This is a genomic window from Bradyrhizobium sp. SZCCHNS3052 (assembly GCF_032484495.1).
Classification (GTDB): Bacteria; Pseudomonadota; Alphaproteobacteria; order Rhizobiales; family Xanthobacteraceae; genus Bradyrhizobium.
On sequence record NZ_JAUETB010000011.1, the window covers coordinates 45,276 to 71,455 of the forward strand.

Here is a 26,180-nt window from a genome sequence, read left to right on the forward strand (position 1 = left end):
CGCTCAATAGCGGTTGGCGATCGGCAATTCCTCGGCCGGGAACAGCGTGATCACCTGACAGCCCTTGTCGGTGACCACGACCTCCTCCTCGATCCGCGCGGCCGAGAAGCCGTCGGTCGCCGGACAGTAGGTCTCGAGCGCGAACACCATGCCGGTCTTGATCTCCATCGGATTGTCCAGCGAGACCAGCCGCGAGATGATCGGGCGCTCATGCAGCGCGAGCCCGAGGCCGTGGCCGAACTGCAGGCCGAAGGCGGCCATCTCCGAGGGAAAGCCGAACTCCTCGGCCTTAGGCCAGACCTTGGCGACGGTGTCGGTCGAGACGCCCGGCTTGATCAGCGCGATCGCATGATCGAGCCATTCGCGGCACTGCTTGTAGGCGTCGTGCTGCGCCGGCGTGGCGCGGCCGACGTTGAAAGTGCGGTAGTAGCAGGTCCGGTAGCCCTGATAGGACTGCAGGATGTCGAAGAACGCCTGGTCGCCCGGACGCAGGATGCGGTCGGTGAAATTGTGCGGATGCGGATTGCAGCGCTCACCGGAGATGGCATTGATCGCCTCGACGTCGTCGGAGCCCATCTCATAGAGCATCTTGTTGGCGAGCGCGACGATGTCGTTCTCACGCACGCCCGGCTTCAGGTGTTCGTAGATCGAATGATAGACACCGTCGACCATGGCCGCGGCCTGATTCAACAGCATGATCTCGTCGATGTTCTTGATCTCGCGCGCGTCCAGCATGACCTGCTGGCCGTCGACCACCTTCATGCCGGCCTTCTGCAGCTCGAAGAACATCGCGGTCTCGGCGAGGTCGACGCCGACCGGCATGTCGGCAACGCCGGCCGACCGCAACAGGCTCATCACCTCCTCGGCATGCGCCTTCATCAGTCCGACCGCCGGCGGCACGGTGCCGCGCATGCCGAGCATGCCGGCGCGGCAGTTCTCCGGCGCCAGCCAGTCGCAGAACAGACGATGGTGGACGGCTGCCGAACCGAAATCCCACACGATCGGCTCGCCGTCGCCGGCCAGCAGCGCGAAACGGCACAGCTTGTCGCGCTCCCATTCGCCGATCTTGGTGCCGGACACGTAGCGAATGTTGTTGACGTCGAACAGCAGCAGCGCACCATAGCCCGACGCCTTCAGCGCCGCGCGCGCCCGCGCCAGTCGGTAGCGCCGCAACCTGTCGAAATCGACGCGGCGCTCGAAATCCACCGAGACATGGCCATGCGACGGAATCGCCCGCCCCCAGCGCCAATGCGGATCGAGATGCTCCGGGCTGACCAGATGCGGCTTCAGCGCGCTGGCTGTCATGTGGGCGTTTCCCATTGTGCTATTGCAATCGATTGCAGAGCCGGATTTATTGCACGCACGCAAAATGTGTCAAGGTACCGCGCGATCAAAACGTCGCTGCGCTGCGGCATCGGGGAGCGGAGATGAAACGGACGTCGCCATCGACAAGGAGCCCGCGCGCAACGGCGTCCTCACGCCCGACGATCAAGGATGTCGCCGCGCGCTGCGACGTGCATCCCTCCACGGTGTCGCGCGCGCTCAGCCCGGCCATGAAGCATCTGGTGGCGGGCGATGTCGTGGAGCGGATCCAGGCCGCCGCCAACGCGCTCGGCTATCGGCTGAACATGGCCGCCAAGGGCCTGCGCACCGGGCGCAGCGGCCTGATCGGTGTGCTCGCGCCCGATATCGCCGATCCCGGCTTCCCGCCCGTGCTGTCCGGCATCGCCGATCGTCTCAACGCCGAGGGCTATGCGACGATCGTCGTCGACGTCGGCAGCAAGGGGTCGGAGCAGGATCTGGTCGACCGGCTGATTGCCCGCGGCGTCGACGGTCTGGTGCTGGCGACGGTGAGCTTGCGCGACGATGTCGTGAAGCACTGCCTGGACGCGGCGCTACCGGTGGTGCTGGTCAATCGCGTCGATGCCGCCGGACTCCTGCCCTCAGCAGCCAGCGACGATGCCGCCGGCATGCGTCTCGCCGTCCAGCATCTCGTCGCGCTCGGCCACCGCCGCATCGGTCACGTCGCGGGCCCGCAGCACGTCTCGACCGGCGCGCACCGCCGCGCCGGCTTCGAGGCCAGCATCAGGGTCGCGGGACTGTCCGCCCGCCATGCGCCGGTCGAAGCCGTCGAAGCCTATACGCGGGCGGCGGGTCGCGAGGCTGCGCTGCGCCTGCTCGCGCGGCGGACGCGCCCGACCGCAATCGTCGCCGCCAATGATCTGCTGGCGCTCGGCGTCTATGACGCGATCGCCGCGCGCGGCCTGACCTGCCCCGGCGATGTCTCCGTGGTCGGCCACAACGACATGCCGTTCGTCGACATGGTCGCGCCGCCGCTGACCACGGTGCGGATCGCCCAGCGGGACATGGGGGAAGCCGCGGCGCGGTTGCTGCTCGACCGCCTTGCCGGGCGCGAGGCAGCGACCGACCACATCGTCCTGGCGCCGGAGCTCATCATCCGCGGCTCGACGATCGCATACGAGCACTGACAGGTCCGCGGGGCATCGCTACACTGCGCGGCAGAGCAACAACGGGAGGATACGCCGATGGCGGAGATTGTCGGCCTAGAGGCGCTCGTCGCATCCATCGCACCGGGGCAATCGATCGCGATCCCGGTCGACCGTGCCGGCGTCTCGATGGCGGCGACGGCGGCCATGATCGAGGCCGGCCTCACCGGACTGCATCTCGTCTGCGTGCCGATATCGGGCCTCCAGGCCGATCTGCTGATCGGCGCCGGCGTGGCCGCGGTGGTGGAAACCAGCGCCGTCTCGCTCGGCGAGGCCGGCGGCGCACCGCGCTTCGTCTCGGCCGTGCGCGACGGCAGCATCCGCCTGCGCGATGCCACCTGCCCTGCGATCCATGCCGGCCTGCTGGCCGGGCAGAAGGGCGTGCCGTTCATGCCGATCGCCGGCATCATCGGCAGCGATCTGCTGCAGGTCCGCCCCGATTGGAAGGTGATCGACAGTCCGGTCGGCGAGCCCGGCAAGGTGGTCGTGGTGCCGGCGATCACGCCCGACGTGGCGCTGTTTCATGCGCCTGAAGCCGACCGCTTCGGCAATGTCCGCATCGGTCGCTACCGCGAGCTGGCGACGATGGCCTATGCGGCGAAGCGCACGCTGGTCACCGTCGAACGCATCGTCGATCGCGATTTGATGGCGACCGAAGACTCGGCGGCCGGCGTGCTGCCGGCGCTGTATGTCGATGCCATCGCGGTGGCGGCGAACGGGGCCTGGCCGCTGCCGCTGTGGGACGAATACGAGACCGATGGCGCCGAGCTGGCGCGCTACGCCGCGATGGCGCGCACCGACGAGGGCTTTCGCAGCTATCTCTCCGCCTTTCTGACCCGCTGCAAGGAGGTGGCATGACCATGCACGATGAACGCGCGCGCAAGGAGCTGCTGATCACCACCATCGCCGACCTGCTCGATGGCATCCGCCATGTCGCCGTCGGCGCCTCGTCGCCGATCCCGGCGGCCGGCGCGATGCTGCTGCGCGCACGGAACGCGCAAGCGGGCAAGCCGCCGGTCCGCATCTCGATCCTCGGCTCGAGCCGGCACAATTTCTTCACCAATGGCGGCGTCGAGCTGTTCGACTGCGCCGCGCAGGGCCGCGTCGACGCGTTCTTTCTCGGCGGCGGTCAGATCGACGGCAGCGGCAACATCAACCTGGTCGGCACCGGCGACTATCCGCGGATGGATGTGCGCTGGCCGGGCTCGTTCGGCTCGGCCTATCTCTACCATCTCATTCCGCGGGTGATCCTGTTTCGCGAAGAGCATTCGCCGCGCGTGTTGGTGCCGAAGGTGGATTTCGTCAGCGCCGCCGCGACCACGCCGGAGGTGAAGCGGCGCGGCGGCCCGCAGGCGCTGCTGACCAATCTGGCGCTGTTCGATTTCGACCGCGAGCGCGGCGGCTTCCGGCTGCGCTCGGTGCACCCGGGCTACTCCGCCGACGACGTGCGCGATCGCACCGGATTCGATTATGCGGTGCCGGAGATCGTGCCGCCCACGCCCGCGCCGGACCGGGCGACGGTCGAGCTGATCCGCGGCCGGATCCTCGACGAGCTCGCCGAATGCTATCCGGAATTCGCGCGCGCGATGGCTGCAGCGGCTTAGCTAGCGATCCAGGCTACGCCTGTCCATGCTGGTGCCGACGCCAAAATTGGATCGCCAATTGGATGGATAGGCCACCGCGCGCCGCGGGGCGGGCATTTTGAACTCGGCAAATCCGCCAAGGCTCAAATGGACGAACGAGTAAGAAAACTCAGGCCCATCGCCATTCCGCGGAGCTATGCTGCGACCGGAACGGTTTGCCGCCACTGGTAGCGGCGGGTCTGGCGCACGCGCCGTCCACGATGCCCGGGGGGCCAAAGCCGCCCGTCGACTCGGTCGGCATCATGCGATGCCCCGCGCCGGTGAAACCGGCGCACGGGCAAGCCGCGCGCCGCCTTCAGCGTTGATCAGTTTCACCGTTGATCAGTGACGTGCCGCCGCAGCACCGGCATAGACACCGGCAATGAAGGCCGCCGCCGCTCCGGCAACGGGCGCCAGCGCCGGAACGAACTTCGCGCCTGCCGCAGTATCGATGATCTGCTGCAGCGCATTGCCGTCCTTGGCCTGGGCGGACTCCTGGTAGATGCGCGTTGCGGCTGCTTCGATCTCGGCGAAGGTCGCCGTGCAGATCACCTTGTCGATGCCCTGATACGATACAGGTCCGGCTTTGCTGTCGTGAAGGTATTGGTGCGTGAGTTGCAGGCCACCACCGATGATCGCTCCTGCGGCTGCAGCGCCGAGCGCCAGCACGGCGGGCGCGATCTTCGGACCGAATTCCTTCGCGCCCGCTGCTCCTGCTTCCGCGAACGCCAGAGCCGGCATGTGCAGCCAGGACACGGGAATGTTCGCCAGCGCGGCTCTGACGTCTTCATTTGCATTCATGGGATACTCTCCTCGGTTGGGTTTGATTGGACCAGACGACTTTCGCCAGCGCCTTCCCGCGGCCGCAGGTACCGACGAACGACTCCGCTCAACCTGCGGAGGCGCCCTTCGGTCAGGCGGGCGCCGCGATACGGCGCAGGATTTGTTCGATCTCGTTGTGGTGCTGCATGACGCGTTGCACGACCCGCACGTGATCATCGGCACTGTTCGTTGCGTCCGCGCCTGCGTGGCAATGCGGGCATTCCGGCTCTCCCTGATAGAAGAAGTGCTTGCAGGACTCGCAGAGCAGCAGCTGGTCCAGCCTCGCCGCCGCGTCAGGCGCGAGATCCTGGAACTCGTCGCTCGCGTACACTTCCTGGCCGTATCGGCCGCCGTGGGCGTCCTCGATCATGATGTCGAAGCAGCCATGGTCGAACGGCTGTCGTCCCGATGGCCTCGTCCGCTGCACGATCACCTCGCGCCAGCCGCGTTCGGCCAGCCGCAATACCCGGTAGTGGCAGAACGGATTGTTGCCAGGCCGTCCCGACAGCACGTGCGTGGTCCAACTGCACCCGGCGCGGCACATCGGACCGTAGTAGCACTTGGCGCAGAACCCCCAGCGGCGCCCGCGGCTCTCGTCGAGATCGCGCATGAAACGCAGTTCGGCGCTGTCGTTCCAGATGTCGGTAAATGATCGATCGCGGATATTGCCGCCGACATAGGCGGCCGTAGGGAGCGACGGGCAGCCCTTGATGGCGCCGTCAGCCTCGATTCCCAGGCCAGCCCGTCCGGCCTGGCAGCCGCCGTAGTATTCGAATCGTCCGGAGATACTGCGCCAAGCCGCTTCGTATGGGCCAAAATACCCGATGTTGTTACCGGGCATAAGCTGCAGGCCGCGATCGAGGCCCTCTTCGAACAGTGCAAACAGCTCCGGCATCAGCGCAGCGAGATCGAAGGGCTGCAGCAGCAAGGATGGAGCATCGGCCGCATTGCCCATGGGCACGGTGAGCTGAATCTGCCAGGCGGAGGCCCCGGCGTCGATGATCGTATCGAAAATGTCGCGCAGGCCGCCCAGGGTAAGACGATTGACCTGCGAGTTGGCGGTCGCCATCAGCCCATGCTTTCGCGCGTTCCGGATCGCGGCCACCGCTTGGCCGTGGCTGCCCTTGATACCGCGGAGCCGATCATGTGTAGCGGCCGGGCCGTCGATGGAAACGCCGACGGTCTTGAGTCCGGCGCGCGCGGCTGCTTCGATCTTCGCTTCCGTGAGTGCCCGGGCGCCGGTCTGCAGGCCGCAGACAATGCCGTTGCGAGTGATCTCCTCGACGAGGACCAGCCAATCGGGGCGGAGGTAAGCTTCGCCGCCGATCAGAACGATCTCCTTGGTGCCAGCGCGCGCAAGTTCGCCAATCAGAGCGATGCATTCCGCGGTGGTCAGCTCGTCATTGCGAGGTGCGCCGGCCCGGGACCCGCAATGGCTGCACTTCAGGTTGCAGAGGAGCGTGATCTCCCAGACCACATAGCGCGGTTGAGCGGTAGGCAAGCCGCCGGAAGGGATTGATCGGACCGGCATCTCGGTATCGGCGTGGGGTACACGAGAGAACATGAAATTTGCCGCGACATCGTTGACGATTGGTATCGTAAAATACTAACCTTAGATTGTATAGAGGACGAGGGAGGCGAATTTGGCGAAGGAAGGCGTTCCAGGCGGAGTGGTGCCTCTGTACGGCCTTGCGATCGGCAATGCGCTCGCAAGTGGCGGTATCACTCTGGACGAGTTGGTCACATTGCGCTCGCACGCGAAGGCGATCGTCGACGCTCAAGGCGATCTGGTTTCTGCGGTGAACGCGCTCGACGAGGAAATCGTCAAGCGCGGCGGACAGGCGGCCGCCAAGGGCGCGGCGCCTGCCGAGGTGGTGCCATCCGAACGCTTCACCGTGCAGATCACCGGCCTTCCGATCGAGCCACAGGCGAGACAGAGCATCGAGCAGGCCGTCAATAATGCGGTGAAGGCTGCCATTGCCGCTCACGACAGCGGCGGCGACCTGAAGATCACGGCGTTGTCTCAAATCCAATCGTTCGGGGGAACGCACGGCGGCGCCACTGCGGGTCTGATCGCCACGATCGATCTTCAGTCAGCGCCTTGAAGGTCTGGAGGGCGACATCATGACCGAGAAGAGTACAGCTGGCGGAATCGCATCCTTCGCCGGTGGAGCAATCATGGTCTATGGCGTTGCCATTGGCAACGCGTTGGCGGCGGCCGTCAAAGGGCCCGCATCCATCGACGATCTGGTGTCGTTGCGCGACCATGCGCGCCAGATCGTCGGCGTCCAGGGTGATCTTGTTGCGGCGCTGGCCGCTTTGGACGCTGAGATTGCGAAGCGTGGAGGCGACAAGGCGGCGCCCGCGCCGGAGATGGAGCGCTTCGTCGCTCAGATCGATGGCGGTCCGCTCTCCGGCCAGTTGAAGTCTGAGATCGAGCAAGCCATTCAGAAGGCGGTGACGGCTGAAATCGCAAAGCTCGATACGCGCGGCGACATGGTTGCGACGCAGCTGTCGCAGATCAAGGCGTTCGGAGCGGGACCTGGCTCCCACATTTACGGAGCTGTCTATCGACCGAAGCTGGATAATCCCTGAGTGCGGTCGAATGCCCGGCACACGTTCGGATCACGGCGATGTCCAGACCAAGCAAGCCGGGCGAGGCGAGAGCTAATCGAGAGGCGTTCAGGCGATGTCCGATGCAGCATCCGTGAAGCCGAAGTCGGTGCCGATGTGCCCGAGTTCGCGCTGCGCCGACGGCAACACGCTGCTCGGCATCGTCAATGCCGAGGGCCGGATCGATTTCATTCCCGAGCGCTTCGAGGTCGACGCCGCCTTCGTCGCGATCGCCCGGCAGGGACGTCCGCCGGAACAGCGCTTCCGCTTCTCGTCGCCGTGCCTCGCGCGCGACTGCGGAAAGTGGGACGGCAAGCGCTGTGGCGTCGCCAAGATCCTGAACGAGCACGGGCTGGAGCTCTTGCCGAATGAGCGGACCGTGGCGCTGCCGCGGTGTTCGATCCGCGCGAACTGCCGTTGGCACGGCGACTACGGCGATGCGATCTGCGCGGTCTGCGCCTGGGTGGTCACGGAAAGCGGCAATCGGCTCGAACCGCCGGCTTGATGTTTGCGAGCCGAGACATCAGGGGGACGGAAATGGCCAAGGGCATTTCGCTGCATATCGGTCTCAATCGGCTGGATCCGAAGCACTATGCTGGGTGGGACGGCAAGCTGAACGCCTGTGAGAATGATGCGCGCGCGATGGAGGCGATTGCGAAGACGGCGGGCTATCGGACCGGCATTCTGCTCAGCGAGCAGGCCACGCGCGGCGCCGTGACCGACATGCTGACGATGGCCGCCCGCGACTTGAACAGCGGAGACATTCTGCTGCTGACCTATTCGGGCCACGGCAGCCAGGTTCCGGACCTCGATGGTGACGAGATCGACGCACTCGATGAGACCTGGTGCCTCTATGACGGACAGATGATCGATGATGAACTCTATCGCGTGTACGGCGCGATCGCCGATGGCGTTCGTGTTCTGATTCTCTCCGATTCCTGCCATAGCGGCACTGTGGCCAAGGTGAGCTACTACGAGATGGCGCAGGCCGCCGGCTTCGCCGGGAATTTGGATATCGCCGTGGCCGGCAGGGCCGCGACGAAAGGGATCAGCTATGCGCCCAAGTTCTTGCCGCAGGATATCGCCCTTCGTACGTATGAGCAAAACCGCGCATTTTATGAAGCCATCGGCCGGGCCGCGAAGGGCGCGCCGGGTGCGGAGTCGAGCGATGTCGCCAAGGCCAGCATCCGTCTGATCTCGGGCTGCCAGGACAATCAGGTGTCATTCGATGGCGCCATCAACAGCGTCTTCACCGCGGCGCTGCTGCTGGTCTGGGCGAACGGTCAATTCAAGGGCAACTACAACGATTTCCACCTTCAGATTCAGCGCAAGATGCTGCCGACGCAATCGCCGAACCATTACAGGACCGGCAAGGAAGATCGTGAGTACGACAGCCAGCGCCCGTTCACGATCTAGCTAGATCACTGCCGTGATCCGCGCGTGATCACCTGCCCCGCACGCGCCTTCTGGTGCGTGCCCTGCCACCAGGTCAGCGCGCCATTGACGATGACGGCCTCGATGCCGGCGGCCGGCACGCAGGGGGCATCATAGGTCGCGCTGTCCCGGACGCTGGCGGCATCGAAGATCGTGATGTCGGCATGGTTGCCGACCGCGATCGTGCCGCGTCCCTCGACGCCGAAATTCCGCGCGGTCAGTCCGCTCATCTTCCACACCGCGGTCTCCAGCGAGAACAGCTCGAGCTCGCGGCAGTAGTAGCCGAGCACGCGCGGGAACGTGCCCCAGAGCCGCGGATGCGGACGCTCGCCGAACGGCAGCCCGTCGGAGCCGATCATGGTCGGCTCGAAGGCGAGGATGGTCTGCACGTCGGCCTCGTCCATCGCGAAGTAGATCGCCGACGCCGGCTGCAGCCGCTTGGCGGCTTCGAGCCGGTCGACGCCCCAGCCCGCGGCGATGTCGGCGAGATCCCGACCCGCCATTTCCGGATGGGGTCCGGAGGCCGCGACGACGACCTTGACCTGCAGCTTGGCCGGGTCGGTGTGCAGCATGGTCGACGAGGCGTTGTAGGGATAGCAGTCGAGTGCGACGCATTGGCAGCTCATCGCCTTCGTGATCAGCGGCAGCGTCTCCCTGGTGCGGCCGAAATTCGCTGGCCCCACCACCTTGTGATGCGAGATCACGACCTGGACGTCGAGCGCCTTGCCGATGGCAAAGCTCTCCTCCAGCGACTGGATCACCTCGTTCGCCTCGTTGCGCATATGCGTGGCATAGACGCCGCCGCTGCCTGTGAGCGGACGGCACACCTCGATGATCTCCTCGGTCGGCGCCGCCTCCGCCGGCGGATAGAACGTCCCGGTCGAGACGCCGATGGCGCCGGCGTCGAGCGCCTCCTGCACATGCGCGCGCATCTCGGCGATCTCCACGTCCGTCGCGGCCCGGCCGAGGTCGCTCACGACCGACGCACGCAGCGCGGTGTGGCCGACCATGGGCGCCACGTTGACCGCCGCGGGCGCCGTGCGCAGCGCGGCGACGTAGTCGGCGAACGCGGCATACTCGACCACCTGTCCCTCGCTTGGCGATAGCAAGCCGAGCGGCATCGGCCGCGGCGAGCCCGGCTTCAGCGGCGCGATGCTGACGCCGCAATTGCCGGTCACGACGGAGGTCACCCCCTGCGAGACCTTGCAGGTCATGTCGGGATCGACCAGCACGGCGCTGTCGTCATGGGTGTGGGAGTCGATGAAGCCCGGCGCAACGATGAGGCCGGTGGCGTCGATCTCCCGCGTGGCTCGCCGGCCGTCAAGCCCGCCGATGGCGACGATGCGGCCGTCCTTGATGCCGACATCCGCCTCGAAGCGTGGCGCACGTGTGCCGTCGATGACGGTGCCGCCGCGGATGATCAGGTCGAAGGACTCGGACGAAGGCTGGTTGTCGGTCATGAAATCTCACGCGGAATTGTAGGAAGCCGGGAGACTATCCGCGAGCCGCACCGATGCGTCCAGAGCGATGCGCATGTGATCCGAGCCGGGCTGGACTGCATTGGAGGCGCGACGCGCGTCCGCCGTCGCCTTTCGTCCTGGCCACCCGGGACACACGATAGTGATAGGGACTCTGGCCAGGATTGATACGCCTCAACGGCGCGCGACCTCTCTGGCGCCATCCATCCTCCGGGAAGCAACCTGCGGAGGTACGTCATGAAAGCCCTGGTCTATCATGGTCCCGGCCAGAAATCTCTCGACGAGCGCCCGAAGCCGACCATCATCGAGCCTGGCGATGCGGTGGTCAAAATCCTGAAGACGACGATCTGCGGCACCGACCTTCACATTCTCAAGGGTGACGTGCCGACATGTACACCGGGCCGCATTCTCGGCCACGAGGGCGTCGGCGTGGTCGACGCGGTTGGCAGCGCCGTGCGCGCGTTCAAGCCGGGCGACCACGTCATCATCTCCTGCATCTCGGCCTGCGGAACCTGCGACTATTGCCGGCGCGGCATGTATTCGCATTGCCGCCATGGCGGCTGGATCCTCGGCAACAAGATCGACGGCACGCAGGCGGAGTATGTTCGCACGCCTCACGCCGACACCAGCCTCTACCACGTGCCGCCTGGGACCGAGGAGGATGCGCTGGTGATGTTGAGCGACATCCTGCCGACCGGTTTCGAATGCGGCGTGCTCAACGGCAAGGTCGAGCCGGGATCGGCGGTGGCGATCGTCGGCGCCGGCCCGATCGGATTGGCGGCGCTGCTGACGGCACAGTTCTATTCGCCGGCCGAGATCATCATGATCGACCTCGACGACAGCCGGCTCGAGGTCGCCACCCGCTTCGGCGCCACCAGCGTCGTCAACAACGCCGACGGCAAGGCCGTCGAGAAGGTCCTGGCGCTGACGAATGGCCGCGGCGTCGACACGGCGATCGAGGCAGTCGGCATGCCCGCCACGTTCGTGACCTGCGAGGACATCATCGCCCCCGGCGGCACCATTGCCAATGTCGGCGTGCATGGGGTCAAGGCCGACCTGCATCTGGAGAAGCTGTGGGACCGCAACATCGCGATCACGACGCGGCTGGTCGATACGGTGACGACGCCGATGCTGCTGAAGACGGTGCAGTCGCGCAAGCTCGAACCGAAGCGGCTGATCACCCATCGCTTCAGGCTTGATCAGATCCTCGATGCCTACGAGACGTTCGGCGCCGCGGCCAAAACCCATGCGTTGAAGGTTCTCATCGAGGCATAGGCCTCCCGACCCGTACGCCGCGGCGCTCAGCCTGCCGGACGCCGCTGCGCGACGATCTGCCGGTAGAGTTCGGCGTAACGGCCGGCGCGGTGGCGCCAGGAGACGTCGGTCAGCATCGCATTGAGCTGCATGCGGGTCCAGTTCGAGGCGTTGCTGCGCGCGGCGTAAAAGGCCGCAGCGGCGCGGCGCAGGGTCTGATCGAGCGCCTCCGCTGTCACGGACGCGCACTTGAACCCGGTTGCGGCGACGCCGGCCTCGGTCTCGTCAATGACGGTGTCGGCGAGACCGCCCACCGCAGTGACGATCGGCAGCGCACCGTAACGCAGGGCGCAGAGCTGCGTCAGCCCGCACGGCTCGAACCGCGACGGCACCACCAGCGCATCGCAGCCGGCCTGGATGAGATGCGCCAAGTCCTCGTCGTAGCCGATGACGACGCCGATCTTTCCGGGATCGTTCGCGGCCGCGGCACGGAACGCGTCGCGCAGCTCGGCCTCGCCGTCGCCGAGCAGCGCCAGCTGGATGCCGCTACTGGTCAAGGTCGGCAGGCAGGACAGCAGCAGGTCGAGCCCCTTCTGCGAGGTCAACCGGCTGACGACGCCGAGCAGGAACGTCTCCGGCGCCACCTGCAGGCCCATGCGCGTCTGCAGCGCGGCCTTGTTGGGCGCCCGCGCCTCGATCCGGTCGATGCCGAAATGCGAGGCGATCGCCGGATCGCTGCCGGGATCCCACACCGCCGTGTCGATGCCGTTGAGGATGCCGACGAGGTCCGACGCACGCTGACGCAGCAGGCCGCCGAGGCCCATGCCCTGCTCGTCGCTCTGGATTTCCCGCGCATAGGTCGGCGACACCGTCGTGATCTTGTCGGCGAACTGCAGACCCGCCTTGAGGAAGCTGATGTCGCCGTAATATTCGAGGCCGTAGATCGAGAAGGATTCCGGCGGCAGGCCGAGCGGTGGCAGGAAGTGGCGCGGAAAGCGGCCCTGGAACGCCAGATTGTGCACGGTCACGACCGTGCCGGGATGCGGCCGGTGGCTGTACAGCAGATAGGCCGGCACCAGCCCAGCCTGCCAGTCGTGGCCGTGGACGACATCGGGCACGAAAGCCGGCACCGCGCCGAGGCCGATATAGGACGCCGCGCGGGCCAGTGCCGCGAAGCGGAACGCATTGTCCGGCCAGTCCTTGCCGTCGGGCCCCAGATAGGGGTTGCCCTCGCGGTCGTAGAGATGCGGTGCGTCGAGCACGAACAGGTCGAGCGCGCCATGGCTGCCGCCGAGCAGCCGGGCGTTGCCGCCGAAGAAGTTCGGCAGCGAGCTGATCTCGCTGGCCTGCTCCAGCGCCTTCATGACTGCGGGATAGCCGGGAATCAGCGTGCGGACCTCGACATCCTCCGCCATCAGCGCCCACGGCAGGGCGCCGACGACATCGGCGAGGCCGCCCGTCTTGACGATGGGATAGACCTCCGACGCAACCGACAGAACGCGCAGTGGCGTCATGAATTGAGCCCGTCGATCATCGGCTGGGTAATCAAGGTCACGCCGTTCTCCGTGGTCCTGAACCGCTTGGCGTCGAATTCCGGATCTTCGCCGACCACCAGCCCCTCCGGAATCTGCACGCCGCGATCGACCACCACGTTGGTCAGGCGCGCATGGCGCGCGACGTTGACGTAGGGCAACAGCACCGCGTTCTGCAGCTTGGCATAGGAATGCAGATGAGCACCGGTGAACAGCAGCGAGCGCTGCACCTGGGCGCCGGAGACGATGCAGCCGCCTGAGACCAGCGAGCAGGTCGCCTCCCCGCGGCGGCCGTCCGTGTCGTGAACGAACTTGGCCGGCGGCGTGATCTCAGAATAGGTCCAGAGCGGCCAGGAGCGATCGTAGAGATCGAGCTCGGGCACGACGTCCGTCAGATCCAGATTGGCCGCCCAATAGGCGTCCACCGTTCCGACGTCGCGCCAGTAGCTGCCCTGATCGTGGGCGGCGCGGACACAGGAGCGCGAGAACTGGTGCGCCACGGCGCGGCCGTTTCTGACGATGTAGGGAATGATGTCGCGGCCGAAATCATGGTTGGAATTCGGGTCCGCTGCGTCGCGCTTCAGCTCCTCGAACAGGAATTTGGCGTCGAACACGTAGATGCCCATGCTCGCGAGCGACTTGTCGGGCTTGCCCGGCATCGGCGGCGGATCGGCCGGCTTCTCGATGAAGTCGCGGATCGTGTCGTCCTCATTGATGTGCATGACGCCGAAGCCTGAGGATTCCTCGCGCGGCATCTCCAGGCAGCCGACGGTGACGTCGGCGCGCTGGTCGACATGCTGCTGCAGCATCAGCTCGTAGTCCATCTTGTAGATGTGGTCGCCGGCCAGCACGACGATGTATTTCGTGTTGTAGGTCTCGAGAATGTCGATGTTCTGGTACACGGCGTCGGCCGTGCCGACGTACCACATCGTCTCGGAGACGCGCTGGCTCGCCGGCAGGATGTCGAAGCTCTCGTTGCGCTCGGGGCGGAAGAAGTTCCAGCCCATCTGCAGATGGCGGATCAGGCTGTGCGCCTTGTACTGTGTCGCCACGGCGATGCGCCGGATGCCGGAATTGACGGCGTTCGACAGCGCGAAATCGATGATGCGCGACTTGCCGCCGAAATAGACGGCGGGCTTGGCGCGCCGGTCGGTCAGCTCCAGCAGCCGGCTGCCGCGTCCGCCAGCCAACACGAAGGCCAGCGCGTGACGGGACAGCGGCTCGGTCCGTGCGGCGGGTGCCATGGTTCTCCTCCCTGCAACTCTTTGTCGCGTCAAGATTTCCGCGGCCCGGGCAGAGGAGTCTCGCGATCGCGCTTCCTCGTCCGGTACTCACATATGACGGGGGAACAGCCAACCAGTTCCCAATGACGAGTGCAATGGGGAGCTTCAGCCCAGGCGATCCCAGGTTGCAGCCACGTCGTCCCAGCGCGGCGGGTCGGCGCCCTCGCGGGTGCAGGTGACGGCCGCACAGGCTGCGGCAAAGGCGAGCGCCTTGCGCATTTCGGTCTGGCTCAATCCTCTCAGGGCCTCCCGGTCAATGCGGCCGAGCTTGCGCAGCGCGAACAACAGCCCCGCCTGGAAGGAGTCGCCGGCGCCGATCGTATCGACCACCTCGATCGCGGGGACCGCGACCTCGACCGCGCCGGCCTGCGCATGCCAGCCGAGCGCCCCCTTGGGACCCCGCGTGACGACGACCAGGCTGGTGCCGCGCGCCAGCAGCGCGTCCGCCCGCGCAGCGTAGTCGTCGTGGCCATGCAGATAGTCGAAATCGACATCCGACATCTTGATCAGGTCGGCGCTCACGGCGAACCCATCCATGTCAGCGCGGTAGCCGGCCTTATCAGTCACCAGATTCGGACGGCAGTTCGGGTCGAAGGAGATCGTCACCGCGCCCTGCGTGGCGGCGATCAGTGCACGGGTCTCCGCGGCACCGAGATCGTGGATCAGCGTGGTCGATCCGACATGGATGGCGTCGATGTCTGCAAAGGCAATACTGCCTGGGCGGAACGTCCACTTCCGCGCGGCGGTCTCGGCGTCGTAGAAGGCATACTGCGCCTCGCTGCCGACATGGCGCACGAAAGCGAGCGTGGTCTGGTCCGGGCTGCGCGTGGCGTAGCCGAGGTCGACGTTCGAGCCTTGGGCATGCGCCGCGATCATGGTGCCGAACAGGTCGGTCGAGATGCCACCGACGAAGCCCGTGGGCGCGCCGAGCCGCGCTACGCCGACGGCGACGTTCAGGCAGGAGCCGCCGACCACTGGCCGCAAGGCATCGCGCCCGTCGGCCAATCTGGCCGGGACGAAATCGATCAGCGCGTCGCCGCAGCTCAGGATCATCAGCGTGCCTCCTCATCGGCACCATGCATCACGGAACGGCTCTCGCGATCAAGCGTCCGCAGCATGCCGTGGATGCGCCGCTTGCGGCGATGGAAGGCCGCGATGTTCGGATCGGTCGGGTCGCTGAGACGCCCGAGCGAGGACATCGAGGCCATCGTATCGCCGATCGAGCGGAAAGCGCCGCTGGCGACCGCGCCGAGCATGGCCGCACCGAGCAGCACCGGCTCCTGGGTGCCCGGCAGCGCCACCGCCATCCCGGTCGTATCTGCCATGATCTGGCGTACCAGCGGGCTGCGTGAGGCGCCACCCGCCATGACCAGCGTCCGGCTGGTAACACCGTTGGCGGCGAAGGCATCGATGACGTCGGCAAGGCCATAGGCGAGCCCGCACAACCCGGCCATGAACAGCCGCTCCATCGCGGAGACGTCGGCATCGAGATCGAGGCCGGCAATGACGGCGCGCGAGTCCGGGTCGGCATAAGGCGAGCGGTTGCCGAGAAATTCCGGGAGAATGTGAAGATCACGCGCCAGCAGCGCCGCGCTGCCGGCATTCGGCACCCGCGCCATGATCCGTTTTTCGAGCAGGGTGATCAGGTCGAGCCCTTCCGCGCGCGCCGCAGCGGTCGCCTCGGCCGCGGCCGGGTGCGAGCGCAGCAGATGATCGATCGCCGCCCCCGCGGCAGACTGGCCACCCTCGTTGAGCCAGAACCCAGGCACCATGCCCTGATAATACGGTCCCCACACGCCGGACACGAAGGACGGCACCCGTGTCGTCGCCATGATGCAGGCCGAAGTCCCCATGATGTAGGCGAGCCGGTCGCAGACATCGACCTCCCCGCCGTCAGCCGCGCGGCCACCGATGGCGCCGATGCCGCCGGCATGGGCATCGATCAGCGCGGCTCCGACCGGCGTACCCGCGACGAGCCCGAGTTGTTCGGCCGCGTCCTGCGACAGCCCACGGCCGAGCGGCGTACCGGGCGCGACGATCTCGGTGCCGATCCGCGCGTAATCCTCGCGGACGAAATCCTCCAGCCCGATACGGCGAAAGAAGGCCGCGCTCCAGCGCGTCTCGTGCGCCAGATAATTCCATTTGCAGGTGACGGTGCACATCGAGCGCGCCAGAGAGCCTGACGCACGCCAGGTGAGGAAGTCGGCGAGATCGAAGAAATGGCCGGCCGCATCGAAACTCTGGCGCAGATGCCGCTTCAGCCACAGCAGCTTCGGCATCTCCATCTCCGGCGAGATCGAGCCGCCGACATAGCGCAGCACCTCGTCTTGGGTCGCATTGATGTCGCGGGCCTCGGCCAGAGCGCGATGATCCATCCACACGATGACATTGCGGCCGGCGTCGCCGGAGCCGCTGACGGTGACCGGCGCGCCCTGGCGGTCCAGCACCACCAGCGAGCAGGTGGCATCGAAGCCGATCCCCTTGATCAGCTCCGGCGCGATCGCGGCTTCCGCTAGCGCGGCTTTGACCGACGCGCAGCACGCACGCCAGATGTCGTCGGACGACTGCTCGACGACATCGCCGGCCTCGTGCCAAGTCTGGATCGGATGCCGCGCCGCGGCAAGCAGCCGGCCGTTGCCGTCAAAAATCCCGGCGCGCGTGCTGGTTGTGCCGACATCGACACCGATGAACGCCTGCCGCATGTTTCGCTCCCGTCAATTTTGACGCGAGCTTACCAGCAAGTGTAGCCGCCATCGACAACGACGACGCTGCCGGTCATCAAACTTGCGGCTTCCGAGGCCAGGAACAGCACCACCGAGGCGATCTCCTCGACCTGCCCCATCCGTGCCATCGGGGTTCCACCGATCCAGGCGTCGTACATCCGCGGATTGCTCTTCACGAAGGCGTTCAGCGGAGTCTCGATATAGGTCGGCGCGACCGCGTTGACGCGGATGCCCCGCGCGCCCCATTCGGCCGCCAGCGACTTGGTCAGATGGTGCACCGCAGCCTTGGACGCGTTGTAGAAGCACTGCTCCTGCGGCTTGTTGACGATGAAGCCGGACATCGAGCCGATGTTGACGATGGCGCCACTGTTGGCCGCCAGCATGTGCTTGCCGAAGGCGCGGCAGCACCAGAAGGTGCCGTTGAGATTGACGTCCAGCACGTTCAGCCAGTGCTCGTCGGTGACGGTCTCGGCCGGCGTCTCGCTGCGCGCGATGCCGGCATTGTTGACGAGGATGTCGATGCCGCCGTAGCGCGCGACCAGATCGTCGGCCACCTCGTTGACCTGAGCCGAGTTGGTGACGTCCATCAGCGCGGTCTCGGTGTCATAGCCCTTGGCCTTCATCGCCGCCTGCCCGTCCGCCGCCGCCTTGGCGTCGCGATCGGCGATCACGACATGCGCGCCCGCCTCCGCCAGCGCCTCGACGCAAGCCAGGCCAATGCCCTGCCCGCCGCCGGTGACCAACGCGGTCTTGCCGTTCAGTTTGAATTTTTCGAGGTACATCGTCGTGGTCCGTTGTTGTCGTTGACGCCCGAAGGGGACGTCACCTCTCATGCGAAGATCGAATTGCCGCTCTCGTCGAAGCGGTAGATGCGGCTGGGCTCGGGCCGCAGCGTCACAGTGTCGCCGGCACTGAGTCGTTTCTCGCCGACGACGCGCACGGTGAGCGTCCCGAGCGCGCCGGCATCGACGTAGAGAAAGGTGTCGCTGCCGAGATGCTCGGCGATCACCACCTTGCCGGGCCAGCCCTCGCCGCCGTCGTCGACGACCGCGACATGCTCGGGCCGCACGCCGATCGTGGTCGCATGGTGTTTGTCCGCTTCCGCGCCGGTGATGAGGTTCATCTTCGGCGAGCCGATGAAGCTGGCGACGAACAGATTGGCGGGGCGCTGATAGAGCTCGATCGGCGAGCCATATTGCTCGATGCGGCCGGCGTTCAGCACCACGATCTTGTCGGCCATGGTCATGGCCTCGACCTGGTCGTGCGTCACGTAGATCGCGGTGGTGCCGAGCTGCTTCTGCAGCCGCGTCACCTCGAGCCGCATCTGCACGCGCAGCGCGGCATCGAGATTGGACAGCGGTTCGTCGAACAGGAACGCTTTGGGCTCGCGCACGATGGCGCGGCCGATCGCGACACGCTGGCGCTGGCCGCCGGACAGCTCGCGCGGCTTTCGATCGAGATAGGGCGTGAGGTTCAAGGTGGCCGCGGCCGCCTCGACCTTCTGGTTGATCTCGGCCTTGGGCAGCCCGGCCATCTTCAGGCCGAAGGCGATGTTGCCGCGCACGCTCATATGCGGATACAGCGCGTAGGACTGGAACACCATCGACAGGCCGCGCTTGGCCGGCGGCACATCGACGACATTGTTGCCGTCGATCAGGATCCGTCCGCCGGAGACGTCCTCGAGCCCCGCGATCAGCCGCAGCAGCGTGGTCTTGCCGCAACCGGAGGGGCCGACGAACACCACGAAGGCGCCGTCGGGAATGTCGAGATCGGCGCCCTTGATGATGTGGACCGGCCCGAACGATTTCTGCACACCTTCCAGCGTGATCCGTCCCATGGTCAGCCCTTTCGTTACTTTACTGCGCCGAAGGTCAGCCCGCGCACGAGCTGCTTCTGGCTGAACCAGCCGATGATCAGGATCGGCGCGATCGCGAGCGTGGACGCCGCCGACAGCCGCGCCCAGAACAGGCCTTCCGGGCTCGAATAGGACGCGATGAAGGTCGTCAGCGGCGCCGCATTCAATGTCGACAGGTTCAAGGTCCAGAACGCCTCGTTCCAGGCCAGGATCAGGTTCAGGAGAAGGGTCGAGGCCAGCCCCGGGATCGCCATCGGCGTCAGCACGTAGATCAGCTCGCGCCCGATCGTGGCGCCGTCCATCCGCGCCGCCTCGAGGATGTCCTTCGGGATCTCCTTGAAGTAGGTGAACAGCATCCAGATCACGATCGGCAGGTTGCCGAGGCACAGGATGAAGACCAGCCCGGTGCGGGTGTCGAGCAGACCGAAATTCTTGTAGATGAGATAGATCGGCACGAGCACGCCGACCGGCGGCATCATCTTGGTCGAGAGCATCCAGAGCAGGATATCCTTGGTGCGCTTGGTCGGCGCAAACGCCATCGACCACGCCGCAGGGATCGCGATCAGCATCGCGATCAGGGTCGAACCGCCGGCGATGATCAGCGAGTTCAGCGCGTGGTGCAGATAGTCGCTGCGCTCCTGCACGGTGACGTAGTTCTCGGTGGTCCAGTGGAAGAACAGGAACGACGGCGGCGTCGCGAACGCCTCCAGCTCGGTCTTGAAGCTCGCCAGCACCATCCACAGGATCGGGAAGAAGATCACGAAGCCGGCCAGCCACGCGGCCACGGTCGAGATCGCGACATGACGTCCGGTGACCTTGCGCGCCATGGTCAGGCCTCCAGATTGCGGCCGACGATGCGGACCAGGAAGAAGGCGACGATGTTGGCGATGACCACCGCGACGAGGCCGCCGGCCGAGGCGGTGCCGACGTCGAACTGGATCAGCGCCTGAGAATAGACCAGGAAGGCGATGTTGGTGGTCTGCAACCCCGGCCCGCCGCCGGTGGTGACGAAGATCTCGGCGAACACCGTGAGCAGGAAGATGGTCTCGATCAGGATCACCACCGTGATCGGGCGCGCCAGATGCGGCACGGTCAGATAGATGAAGCGCGACAGCGCGCCGGCGCCATCCATCTCGGCGGCTTCCTTCTGCTCCTCGTCGAGCGACTGCAGCGCGGTCAGCAGGATCAGGGTCGCGAACGGCAGCCACTGCCAGGCGACGATGAAGATGACCGCGAGCAGCGGCGCGTCGGTGAACCAGTCGATCGGCGTCAGCCCCAGCGAGGTCGCGATCCAGGCAAACAGGCCGGACACCGGATGCATCAGCAGGTTCTTCCACACCAGCGCGCTCACCGTCGGCATCACGAAGAACGGCGCGATCACCATCAGGCGGATGATGTTGCGGCCAATCACGGGCTGGTCGAGCAGGATCGCGAGGGGAATGCCGAGACCGATGGTCAGCAGCAGCACCGAGCCGACCAGCACCAGCGTATTCTGCAGCGAGGCGAGGAAGGCGGGATCGGTGAGGAAGTAGGTGAAGTTCTCGAAGCCGACGAAGCTCTCCGAGCCGGGATCGAGCAGGCTGTAATGCAGGGTCGAGAAGTAGATCGTCAGCGCCAGCGGCACGATCATCCAGATGAACAGCAGGATGACCGCCGGCGACATCAGCGCGCGGGCGAGGAGTTGCGTCTGCCTGGTGGCCATTGCCGCTGTCCATTTGCTCGATGAACACTGCCGTCATTGCGAGCGACGGGAAGCAATCCACAATCACGGGGGGACTCTGGATTGCTTCGTCGCCTTCGGCTCCTCGCAATGACCACGCCGCCGTGAGAATAGAAGCCTCGGGCTCGGTGCACCTCGCCCCGCCTGCGGGGAGAGGTCGGATTGCATCGCCAGATGCAATCCGGGTGAGGGTGACTCTCCGCGAGCGCGGTATTCGTGGAGAGTCCCCCTCACCCCAACCCTCTCCCCGCAAGCGGGGAGAGGGAGCGCACCGTCGTCCGGGCGAGAGCTCGAACAACGTTGGAGAGAAAAAGCGGCCATCCCTGTGGGGAGGGATGGCCGCCAGTGATCAGCTCGGGAGGAGTTTCGTGTCGAGCTGATAACTTTGCGCGCCTATTTGATGTAGCCGGCGCGCTTCATCTCGCGTTCGGTGGAGGACTGTGCCGCCGCGAGCGCCGCATCGACGGTCATCGAGCCGGCGAGTGCCGCCGAGAACTGCTGCCCCACCGCGGTGCCGATGCCCTGGAATTCAGGAATCGCAGCGTATTGCACGCCGACGTAAGGCACCGGCTTGACCGTCGGCTTGTTCGGATCGGCGGCATCGATCGAGGCCAGGGTCAGCTTGGCGAACGGCGCGACCTTCAGATACTCCTCGTTCTTGTACAGCGAGGTGCGGGTGCCCGGCGGCACGTTGGCCCAGCCGTCCTTCGAGGCGACGAGCTTGAGATAGTCCTTGCTGGTCGCCCAGGCGATGAACTTCTCCGCCGCCTCCACCTTCTGCGAGCCGGCGGGGACCGCGAGGCTCCACGCCCACAGCCAGTTGGCGTTCTTGCCGAGCCCGGTGTTCGGCGCCAGCGCGAAGCCGACCTTGTCGGCGACTTTCGACTCCTTCGGATTGGTCACGAACGAGGCCGCCACCGTCGCATCGATCCACATCGCGCATTTGCCGGAGTTGAACAGCGCGAGGTTCTCGTTGAAGCCGTTCGAACTGGCGCCGGGAGGGCCTGCCTCCTTCATCAGCTCGACATACGTCGTCAGCGTCTTCTTCCATTCCGGCGTGTTGAACTGCGGCTGCCATTTCTCGTCGAACCAGCGCGCGCCGAACGAATTCGACATCGCGGTCAGGAACGCCATGTTCTCGCCCCAGCCGGCCTTTCCGCGCAGGCAGATGCCGTACACGCCGCCCTGCTTGTCGGTGAGCTTCTTGGCGGCGTCGACGACGAAGTCCCAGGTCGGGCTCTCCGGCATCTTCAGCCCGGCCTTGTCGAACAGGTCGGTGCGGTACATCACGAACGAGCTCTCGCCGTAGAACGGCGCTGCATAGAGCTTGCCGTCGACCGATACCGCGTCCTTGATCTTGGGCAGGATGTCGCCCGCGTCATAGTCGGCGCCGAGCTTGTCGAGCGGCACCAGCCAGTTCTTCTTGGCCCAGATCGGCACCTCATAGGTGCCGATGGTGAGGATGTCGAACTGGCCGCCCTTGGTGGCGATGTCCGTCGTCACGCGCTGGCGCAGCACGTTCTCTTCCAGCGTCACCCATTTCACGGAGATGTCGGGGTTGGCCTTGGTGAACTCGCTGGTAAGGCCCTGCATCCGGATCATGTCACCGTTGTTGACGGTGGCGATCGTCAGACTCGTCTCCGCCAGTGCGGGCGCATGTGTCAGCAGCGTGGCGGCGCCCAGCAGGGCGGCAAGCGTGCTCGTCCGAGTGAAGATGGTCTTCACGGTCTCCTCCCATTCCCGCGGTTATTGAATATATGCTCACGGGCTGAGCTGATGTTCACAACACTGATCGGGCTTTGTCAAGCATGCGCCGGCGCCCACAGGTTGTGCGACGCGACAGGGATCCGACCTTTGATAGAACAATGCGCAGCAGCGCCGCGGGCATTCACGCCAGGATGGCGCGCGCCGTGGCCTCGTCGGTAATCAGGCCGTTGACGAGCCGCCCGGTCAGCGCGGCGCGGATGGCCGGGATCTTCGCCGGTCCCAGCGCCGCCGCGATCGTCATCGCGCGGGCCGGCACCTCGGGCGGAATGCTGGTGAGCCTGCGGTTGGTGCCGCCGGCGATCACCCTGCCGTTGGCGTCATAGGCCCACCCGGTGATCTCGCCGATGGCCCCGAGCCGCATCATCTCGGTGAGCTCGTCGCGGGTGACGAAGCCGTCGACATGCATCTGCGCCTTCTGGTCCATCTGGCCGATGCCGACCAGCTTGAGGTCGGCCTTGTCGGCGACCGCCTTGACCTTGGCGATGGCATCGAGCCGGACCATGCGGTCGCGCTCGTCCTCGGTGCCCATCAGGAACGGCAGCGGCATCGGATAGTGCCGCGCGCCGGTGCGGTCGGCGAGCCGGCCGACGGTGTCGAAGAAGCTGGCGGAGCCGTCGGCCAGGATGTTGCCGACCAGCGAGACGATCTGGTGCTCGGGCCGGTCGACCGGCGAGACGCGCTCGACCGCGGCGCGCACCGCCCGGCCCGTGCCGAGCGCGATGATGACCGGCGTCTCGGCGCGCAGCGTCGTCTCCAGCAGGTTGGCGCAGCGTTCGGCGATCCCCGCCGCGCCGGCCGGCGCGGCCGGATCGGTCGGGACCACCTCGCAGTGCACCAGCGCGAAGCGCTCCTTGAGCTGCGCGGCCAGCGCCATGCACGAGGCGATCGGATGCTCGAGCCGGAACGTGATCAGCCGCTCGGCGAGGCACAGCGACACCAGCCGCTGCGCCGAGGCGCGCGACACCTGCAGCATCCGGGCGATCTCGTCCTGGGTATGGCCGGCGATGAAGTACAGCCAGCCGGCGCGAGCGGCATCGTCGAGCCGTGATTTGTCGCTGTCGCCCGCCATGACGCCGAGCCGGCCTCCCTTTCAGAACACGTCTTCCCGGCCGAGCGCGGCCCGACGCTGATCGGCCTGCACTATGCCACGGCGCTCACGGCGCCGGGAACCGAGGCGCGCCACCATCCCCAGGAGGAACGCGGCAGGGTCATCCAGACCAGATCATATGCTCTGATCGTGGGCAATAGCCCAATCTCGGCAGGTTGCGCCCAGCGTCGCGGACCCTCGCTCGGCGCACGACGGCTGCGCATCCCCGAGGGATGCGGCGGCTCGGCCGGCCGCTTAGCTCGGAAGCATGGCCCTCCCTTCTCTCGTGCGCCCCCACCGCGCCGCTCCGGTGTTCGTCTGCCGTAAATGCCTGAAGCGCAGCGATGACCCCAAAGCATTGAACAAGGCCTTGAAGAAGGCCATCAAGCAGGCGCTGGAATCCCACGACAGCCCCGGCAGCCGCGCAGGCGAGAAGCCCGCCCGCGTCATCGCGACGAGCTGCTTCGGCCTCTGCCCGAAGCGGGCGGTCGTGGTCACCGGGGGCGTCCACGCGGCACGCGGCGAATATGTGCTCGTCTCCGCAGCCATGGATGTGCCCACCGCCTTGGCGCTGCTGCGCGACGATCCAAACGGGCCGCGTTGAGTTCGTGATGGTGAACAAAACCTTGAGCCGGACGCTCGAGTCTCATCGGCGGTCTTGACACTTGCTTGGTGCGCCGCGGGCTTAGCTGGCGCATCACGTCATCAGCAAGCGCCGCCATGAGTCCCACCGCCACCATCGCAGTCTCCGGCATGCAAGCCGCCTCGCGCCGGCTCGAGGTGTCCGCCTCGAACGTCGCCAATGCCAGGAGCACGGGCGCGCTGCCCAATGCCGACGGCACGCTACCGGCCGGCGCGCCGAAGGCCTACGACCCGCTCGAGCTGGTGCAGAGCGACGTCGCCGGCGGCGGCACGCAGACGACCATCACGCGTTCGAGCTCGGGTACGTCCGCGAGCTACGATCCCACCGCGCCGTTCGCCAACAAGGATGGCCTCGTCGCCGCGCCCAATGTCGATCTCGCGCAGGAGATGATCAGCCAGCTCGTCGCCAAATACAGCTTCGCCGCGAACGCGAAAGTGCTGAAGGCGAGCGACGAGATGAGCCGCACCGTGATCGACATGAAGGTGTGAGCGCGACCCGTCTCCGGACAGGATCGCTCAGGTGATGGCTTCACCGGGTTCGGCCAGCACCTGCGGCTCCACCAGCAGCCCCTGCCGCTCATAGTGCCCGCGCGTCCGGCTGAAGCGCATCACCACCGCATGGCGTTTGCTCTTCGCCTTGGCCCGCCGCGACAGCAGCGCGTTGCCCGCGGGCAGAAACACGAGATCGCCGAGGCCGACGCATGAGAGACACGCCGGACCGCCATCCTCCATCATGAGGACATCGCCGGTCCCGCCGCAGCGATGACAGCTCCAGCCGTCCCGCGTCGGCACGATCGCCACCAGCTCCGGCGCCCGGCTCGCCTTCGCTGCCACACGCGCGCGCTTCTTCTCGGAGAGCGCCGGCGAGACCCAAAATCGTGCACGCTGACAAGGCGCGCATTATCCAGCAGAGCCGGCCGCGATCAAGAGCGGCGCGACCGCGGCATCGGCCACGCCGTGACGCGGCCCGATCCAACCGCGTGAGGAGATCTTCCTAGGCGCTTTTCGCGACCGCGCCCTGCCCCGTCCGCTCGCCGGTCACCTCGCCGGCCGGCTCCGGGCTCAGCCAGCGATAGATGAAGCCGCCGGCCGCGCCGCCGAGCAGCGGCGCCACCCAGAACAGCCAGAGCTGCGCCAGCGCCCAGCCGCCGACGAACAGCGCCGGCCCGGTGCTGCGCGCCGGGTTCACCGAGGTGTTGGTGACGTGGATGCTGATGAGGTGAATGAGCGTCAGCGCCAGCCCAATCGCCAGCGGCGCAAACCCGGCCGGCGCCTTGCCATGGGTCGCGCCCATGATCACGAACAGGAACATCATCGTCAGCACGACCTCGCTGAGCAGGCAGGCCCCGAGCCCATATTTGCCGGGCGAATGCTCCGCATAGCCATTGGCGGCAAAGCCGCTCGCCGTGCTGAAGTCCGGCGCCCCGCTGGCGATCGCATACAGCACGGCCGCGCCAACGATGGCGCCGACCACCTGCGCGATGATGTAGGGCACGATCAGCCCGGTCGGGAACCGCCCGCCACACGCCAGCCCAACGGTGACAGCCGGATTGAGATGGCAGCCCGAGATGTGCCCGATCGCATAGGCCATGGTCACCACGGTGAGCCCGAACGCGAGCGCCACGCCGAGCATGCCGATCCCGACATCCGGCACGCCGGCTGCGATCACCGCACTGCCGCAACCGCCGAACGTCAGCCAGAACGTCCCGATCGCCTCCGCCACGAGCTTGTTGTTGTTGCCGTTCATCATCGCCTCCCTGGGTGCGTGTGATGCCTTCTCCCCGCCACTACCGCTGATGGCGAAGATGACCACATCCGCAACCTGAAATCAAAGGCGGAGT

General features: G+C 66.4%; 26 protein-coding genes. 10 read left to right on the forward strand and 16 right to left on the reverse strand.

Annotated features, from left to right (window positions below; genetic code table 11):
* Positions 1–3 precede the first annotated feature (3 nt).
* A complete protein-coding gene (locus QX073_RS26925; RefSeq protein WP_315826546.1) occupies positions 4–1,305 on the reverse strand; it encodes a Xaa-Pro peptidase family protein in 1,302 nt (433 codons plus the stop codon).
* A gap of 122 nt (positions 1,306–1,427) precedes the next feature.
* On the opposite strand from QX073_RS26925, the gene QX073_RS26930 reads away from it, so the two are divergent.
* Genes QX073_RS26930 through QX073_RS26940 form a run of 3 tightly spaced genes read left to right on the forward strand, consistent with a single transcriptional unit; the run spans position 1,428 to position 4,111 of the window.
* Positions 1,428–2,489: a LacI family DNA-binding transcriptional regulator gene (locus QX073_RS26930; RefSeq protein WP_316226664.1), complete on the forward strand. Its 1,062-nt coding sequence runs from the start codon at positions 1,428–1,430 to the stop codon at positions 2,487–2,489.
* 57 nt (positions 2,490–2,546) lie between these two features.
* Positions 2,547–3,365 carry a CoA transferase subunit A gene (locus QX073_RS26935; protein ID WP_316226665.1) on the forward strand — a complete coding sequence of 273 codons (819 nt, stop codon included), beginning with the start codon at positions 2,547–2,549 and terminating at the stop codon, positions 3,363–3,365.
* Positions 3,362–4,111, forward strand: coding sequence for a CoA-transferase (locus QX073_RS26940; RefSeq protein ID WP_315716324.1), 750 nt, complete (start codon positions 3,362–3,364; stop codon positions 4,109–4,111). The genes QX073_RS26935 and QX073_RS26940 overlap by 4 nt, the downstream gene beginning before the upstream one ends.
* A gap of 360 nt (positions 4,112–4,471) precedes the next feature.
* On the opposite strand, the gene QX073_RS26945 is transcribed toward QX073_RS26940, so the two are convergent.
* Positions 4,472–4,930 carry a hypothetical protein gene (locus tag QX073_RS26945; protein ID WP_315716325.1) on the reverse strand — a complete coding sequence of 153 codons (459 nt, stop codon included), beginning with the start codon at positions 4,928–4,930 and terminating at the stop codon, positions 4,472–4,474.
* A 112-nt stretch (positions 4,931–5,042) separates the two neighbouring features.
* On the reverse strand, positions 5,043–6,515 hold the full coding sequence (locus QX073_RS26950) for a radical SAM/SPASM domain-containing protein (RefSeq protein ID WP_316202938.1): 1,473 nt from the start codon (positions 6,513–6,515) through the stop codon (positions 5,043–5,045).
* Positions 6,516–6,594: 79 nt separating this feature from the next.
* On the opposite strand from QX073_RS26950, the gene QX073_RS26955 reads away from it, so the two are divergent.
* From QX073_RS26955 to QX073_RS26970, 4 genes are all read left to right on the forward strand, one after another.
* Positions 6,595–7,056: a DUF1843 domain-containing protein gene (locus QX073_RS26955; protein WP_315716327.1), complete on the forward strand. Its 462-nt coding sequence runs from the start codon at positions 6,595–6,597 to the stop codon at positions 7,054–7,056.
* A 19-nt stretch (positions 7,057–7,075) separates the two neighbouring features.
* Positions 7,076–7,546, forward strand: a complete 471-nt coding sequence (locus QX073_RS26960; RefSeq protein ID WP_316226666.1) for a hypothetical protein — start codon at positions 7,076–7,078, stop codon at positions 7,544–7,546.
* Positions 7,547–7,640: 94 nt separating this feature from the next.
* Complete coding sequence (locus tag QX073_RS26965) at positions 7,641–8,069, forward strand: hypothetical protein (protein WP_315716329.1); 429 nt, start codon at positions 7,641–7,643, stop codon at positions 8,067–8,069.
* Positions 7,958–8,980: a caspase family protein gene (locus QX073_RS26970; protein WP_315716330.1), complete on the forward strand. Its 1,023-nt coding sequence runs from the start codon at positions 7,958–7,960 to the stop codon at positions 8,978–8,980. Before QX073_RS26965 ends, QX073_RS26970 begins: the two co-directional genes overlap by 112 nt.
* A 5-nt stretch (positions 8,981–8,985) precedes the next feature.
* Here the strand turns inward: QX073_RS26970 and QX073_RS26975 are convergent, their stop codons facing one another.
* On the reverse strand, positions 8,986–10,458 hold the full coding sequence (locus QX073_RS26975) for a D-aminoacylase (protein ID WP_316165547.1): 1,473 nt from the start codon (positions 10,456–10,458) through the stop codon (positions 8,986–8,988).
* 255 nt (positions 10,459–10,713) lie between these two features.
* Here QX073_RS26975 and QX073_RS26980 point away from each other — a divergent pair, with 255 nt between their 5' ends.
* Positions 10,714–11,751 (forward strand): zinc-dependent alcohol dehydrogenase family protein, encoded by a 1,038-nt coding sequence (locus QX073_RS26980; RefSeq protein WP_316226667.1) that lies wholly within the window; start codon positions 10,714–10,716, stop codon positions 11,749–11,751.
* A 26-nt stretch (positions 11,752–11,777) separates the two neighbouring features.
* Here the strand turns inward: QX073_RS26980 and glgA are convergent, their stop codons facing one another.
* From glgA to QX073_RS27030, 10 genes are all read right to left on the reverse strand, one after another.
* A complete protein-coding gene (gene glgA / locus QX073_RS26985) occupies positions 11,778–13,244 on the reverse strand; it encodes a glycogen synthase GlgA (RefSeq protein ID WP_316185479.1) in 1,467 nt (488 codons plus the stop codon).
* The gene (gene glgC, locus QX073_RS26990) at positions 13,241–14,506 is read right to left on the reverse strand and encodes a glucose-1-phosphate adenylyltransferase (protein ID WP_316175700.1); all 1,266 of its coding nucleotides are present in this window, start codon (positions 14,504–14,506) and stop codon (positions 13,241–13,243) included. Before glgC ends, glgA begins: the two co-directional genes overlap by 4 nt.
* Before the next feature lie 144 nt (positions 14,507–14,650).
* The gene (locus QX073_RS26995; protein ID WP_316185482.1) at positions 14,651–15,598 is read right to left on the reverse strand and encodes a carbohydrate kinase; all 948 of its coding nucleotides are present in this window, start codon (positions 15,596–15,598) and stop codon (positions 14,651–14,653) included.
* A complete protein-coding gene (locus QX073_RS27000) occupies positions 15,598–17,247 on the reverse strand; it encodes an FGGY-family carbohydrate kinase (RefSeq protein ID WP_316185484.1) in 1,650 nt (549 codons plus the stop codon). Before QX073_RS27000 ends, QX073_RS26995 begins: the two co-directional genes overlap by 1 nt.
* A 29-nt stretch (positions 17,248–17,276) precedes the next feature.
* The gene (locus QX073_RS27005) at positions 17,277–18,050 is read right to left on the reverse strand and encodes an SDR family NAD(P)-dependent oxidoreductase (RefSeq protein WP_315716337.1); all 774 of its coding nucleotides are present in this window, start codon (positions 18,048–18,050) and stop codon (positions 17,277–17,279) included.
* A gap of 47 nt (positions 18,051–18,097) precedes the next feature.
* The gene (locus QX073_RS27010; protein ID WP_316185486.1) at positions 18,098–19,105 is read right to left on the reverse strand and encodes an ABC transporter ATP-binding protein; all 1,008 of its coding nucleotides are present in this window, start codon (positions 19,103–19,105) and stop codon (positions 18,098–18,100) included.
* A 14-nt stretch (positions 19,106–19,119) separates the two neighbouring features.
* On the reverse strand, positions 19,120–19,950 hold the full coding sequence (locus tag QX073_RS27015) for a carbohydrate ABC transporter permease (RefSeq protein WP_316170757.1): 831 nt from the start codon (positions 19,948–19,950) through the stop codon (positions 19,120–19,122).
* 2 nt (positions 19,951–19,952) lie between these two features.
* A complete protein-coding gene (locus QX073_RS27020) occupies positions 19,953–20,825 on the reverse strand; it encodes a sugar ABC transporter permease (RefSeq protein ID WP_315751372.1) in 873 nt (290 codons plus the stop codon).
* Between the two features lie 411 nt (positions 20,826–21,236).
* Positions 21,237–22,568: a sugar ABC transporter substrate-binding protein gene (locus QX073_RS27025; protein ID WP_315716341.1), complete on the reverse strand. Its 1,332-nt coding sequence runs from the start codon at positions 22,566–22,568 to the stop codon at positions 21,237–21,239.
* A 163-nt stretch (positions 22,569–22,731) separates the two neighbouring features.
* Complete coding sequence (locus QX073_RS27030; protein ID WP_316175695.1) at positions 22,732–23,679, reverse strand: sugar-binding transcriptional regulator; 948 nt, start codon at positions 23,677–23,679, stop codon at positions 22,732–22,734.
* A gap of 388 nt (positions 23,680–24,067) precedes the next feature.
* Between QX073_RS27030 and QX073_RS27035 the strand changes: the two genes are divergently transcribed.
* The gene (locus QX073_RS27035) at positions 24,068–24,301 is read left to right on the forward strand and encodes a hypothetical protein (protein ID WP_316226668.1); all 234 of its coding nucleotides are present in this window, start codon (positions 24,068–24,070) and stop codon (positions 24,299–24,301) included.
* A gap of 116 nt (positions 24,302–24,417) precedes the next feature.
* A complete protein-coding gene (locus tag QX073_RS27040) occupies positions 24,418–24,828 on the forward strand; it encodes a flagellar basal body rod protein FlgC (RefSeq protein ID WP_315716344.1) in 411 nt (136 codons plus the stop codon).
* Between the two features lie 27 nt (positions 24,829–24,855).
* Here QX073_RS27040 and QX073_RS27045 read toward each other — a convergent pair whose 3' ends face one another.
* Both QX073_RS27045 and aqpZ read right to left on the reverse strand, forming a co-directional pair.
* Complete coding sequence (locus QX073_RS27045; RefSeq protein ID WP_316226669.1) at positions 24,856–25,173, reverse strand: hypothetical protein; 318 nt, start codon at positions 25,171–25,173, stop codon at positions 24,856–24,858.
* 160 nt (positions 25,174–25,333) lie between these two features.
* A complete protein-coding gene (gene aqpZ, locus QX073_RS27050) occupies positions 25,334–26,086 on the reverse strand; it encodes an aquaporin Z (protein ID WP_316226670.1) in 753 nt (250 codons plus the stop codon).
* Between the last annotated feature and the right edge of the window lie 94 nt (positions 26,087–26,180).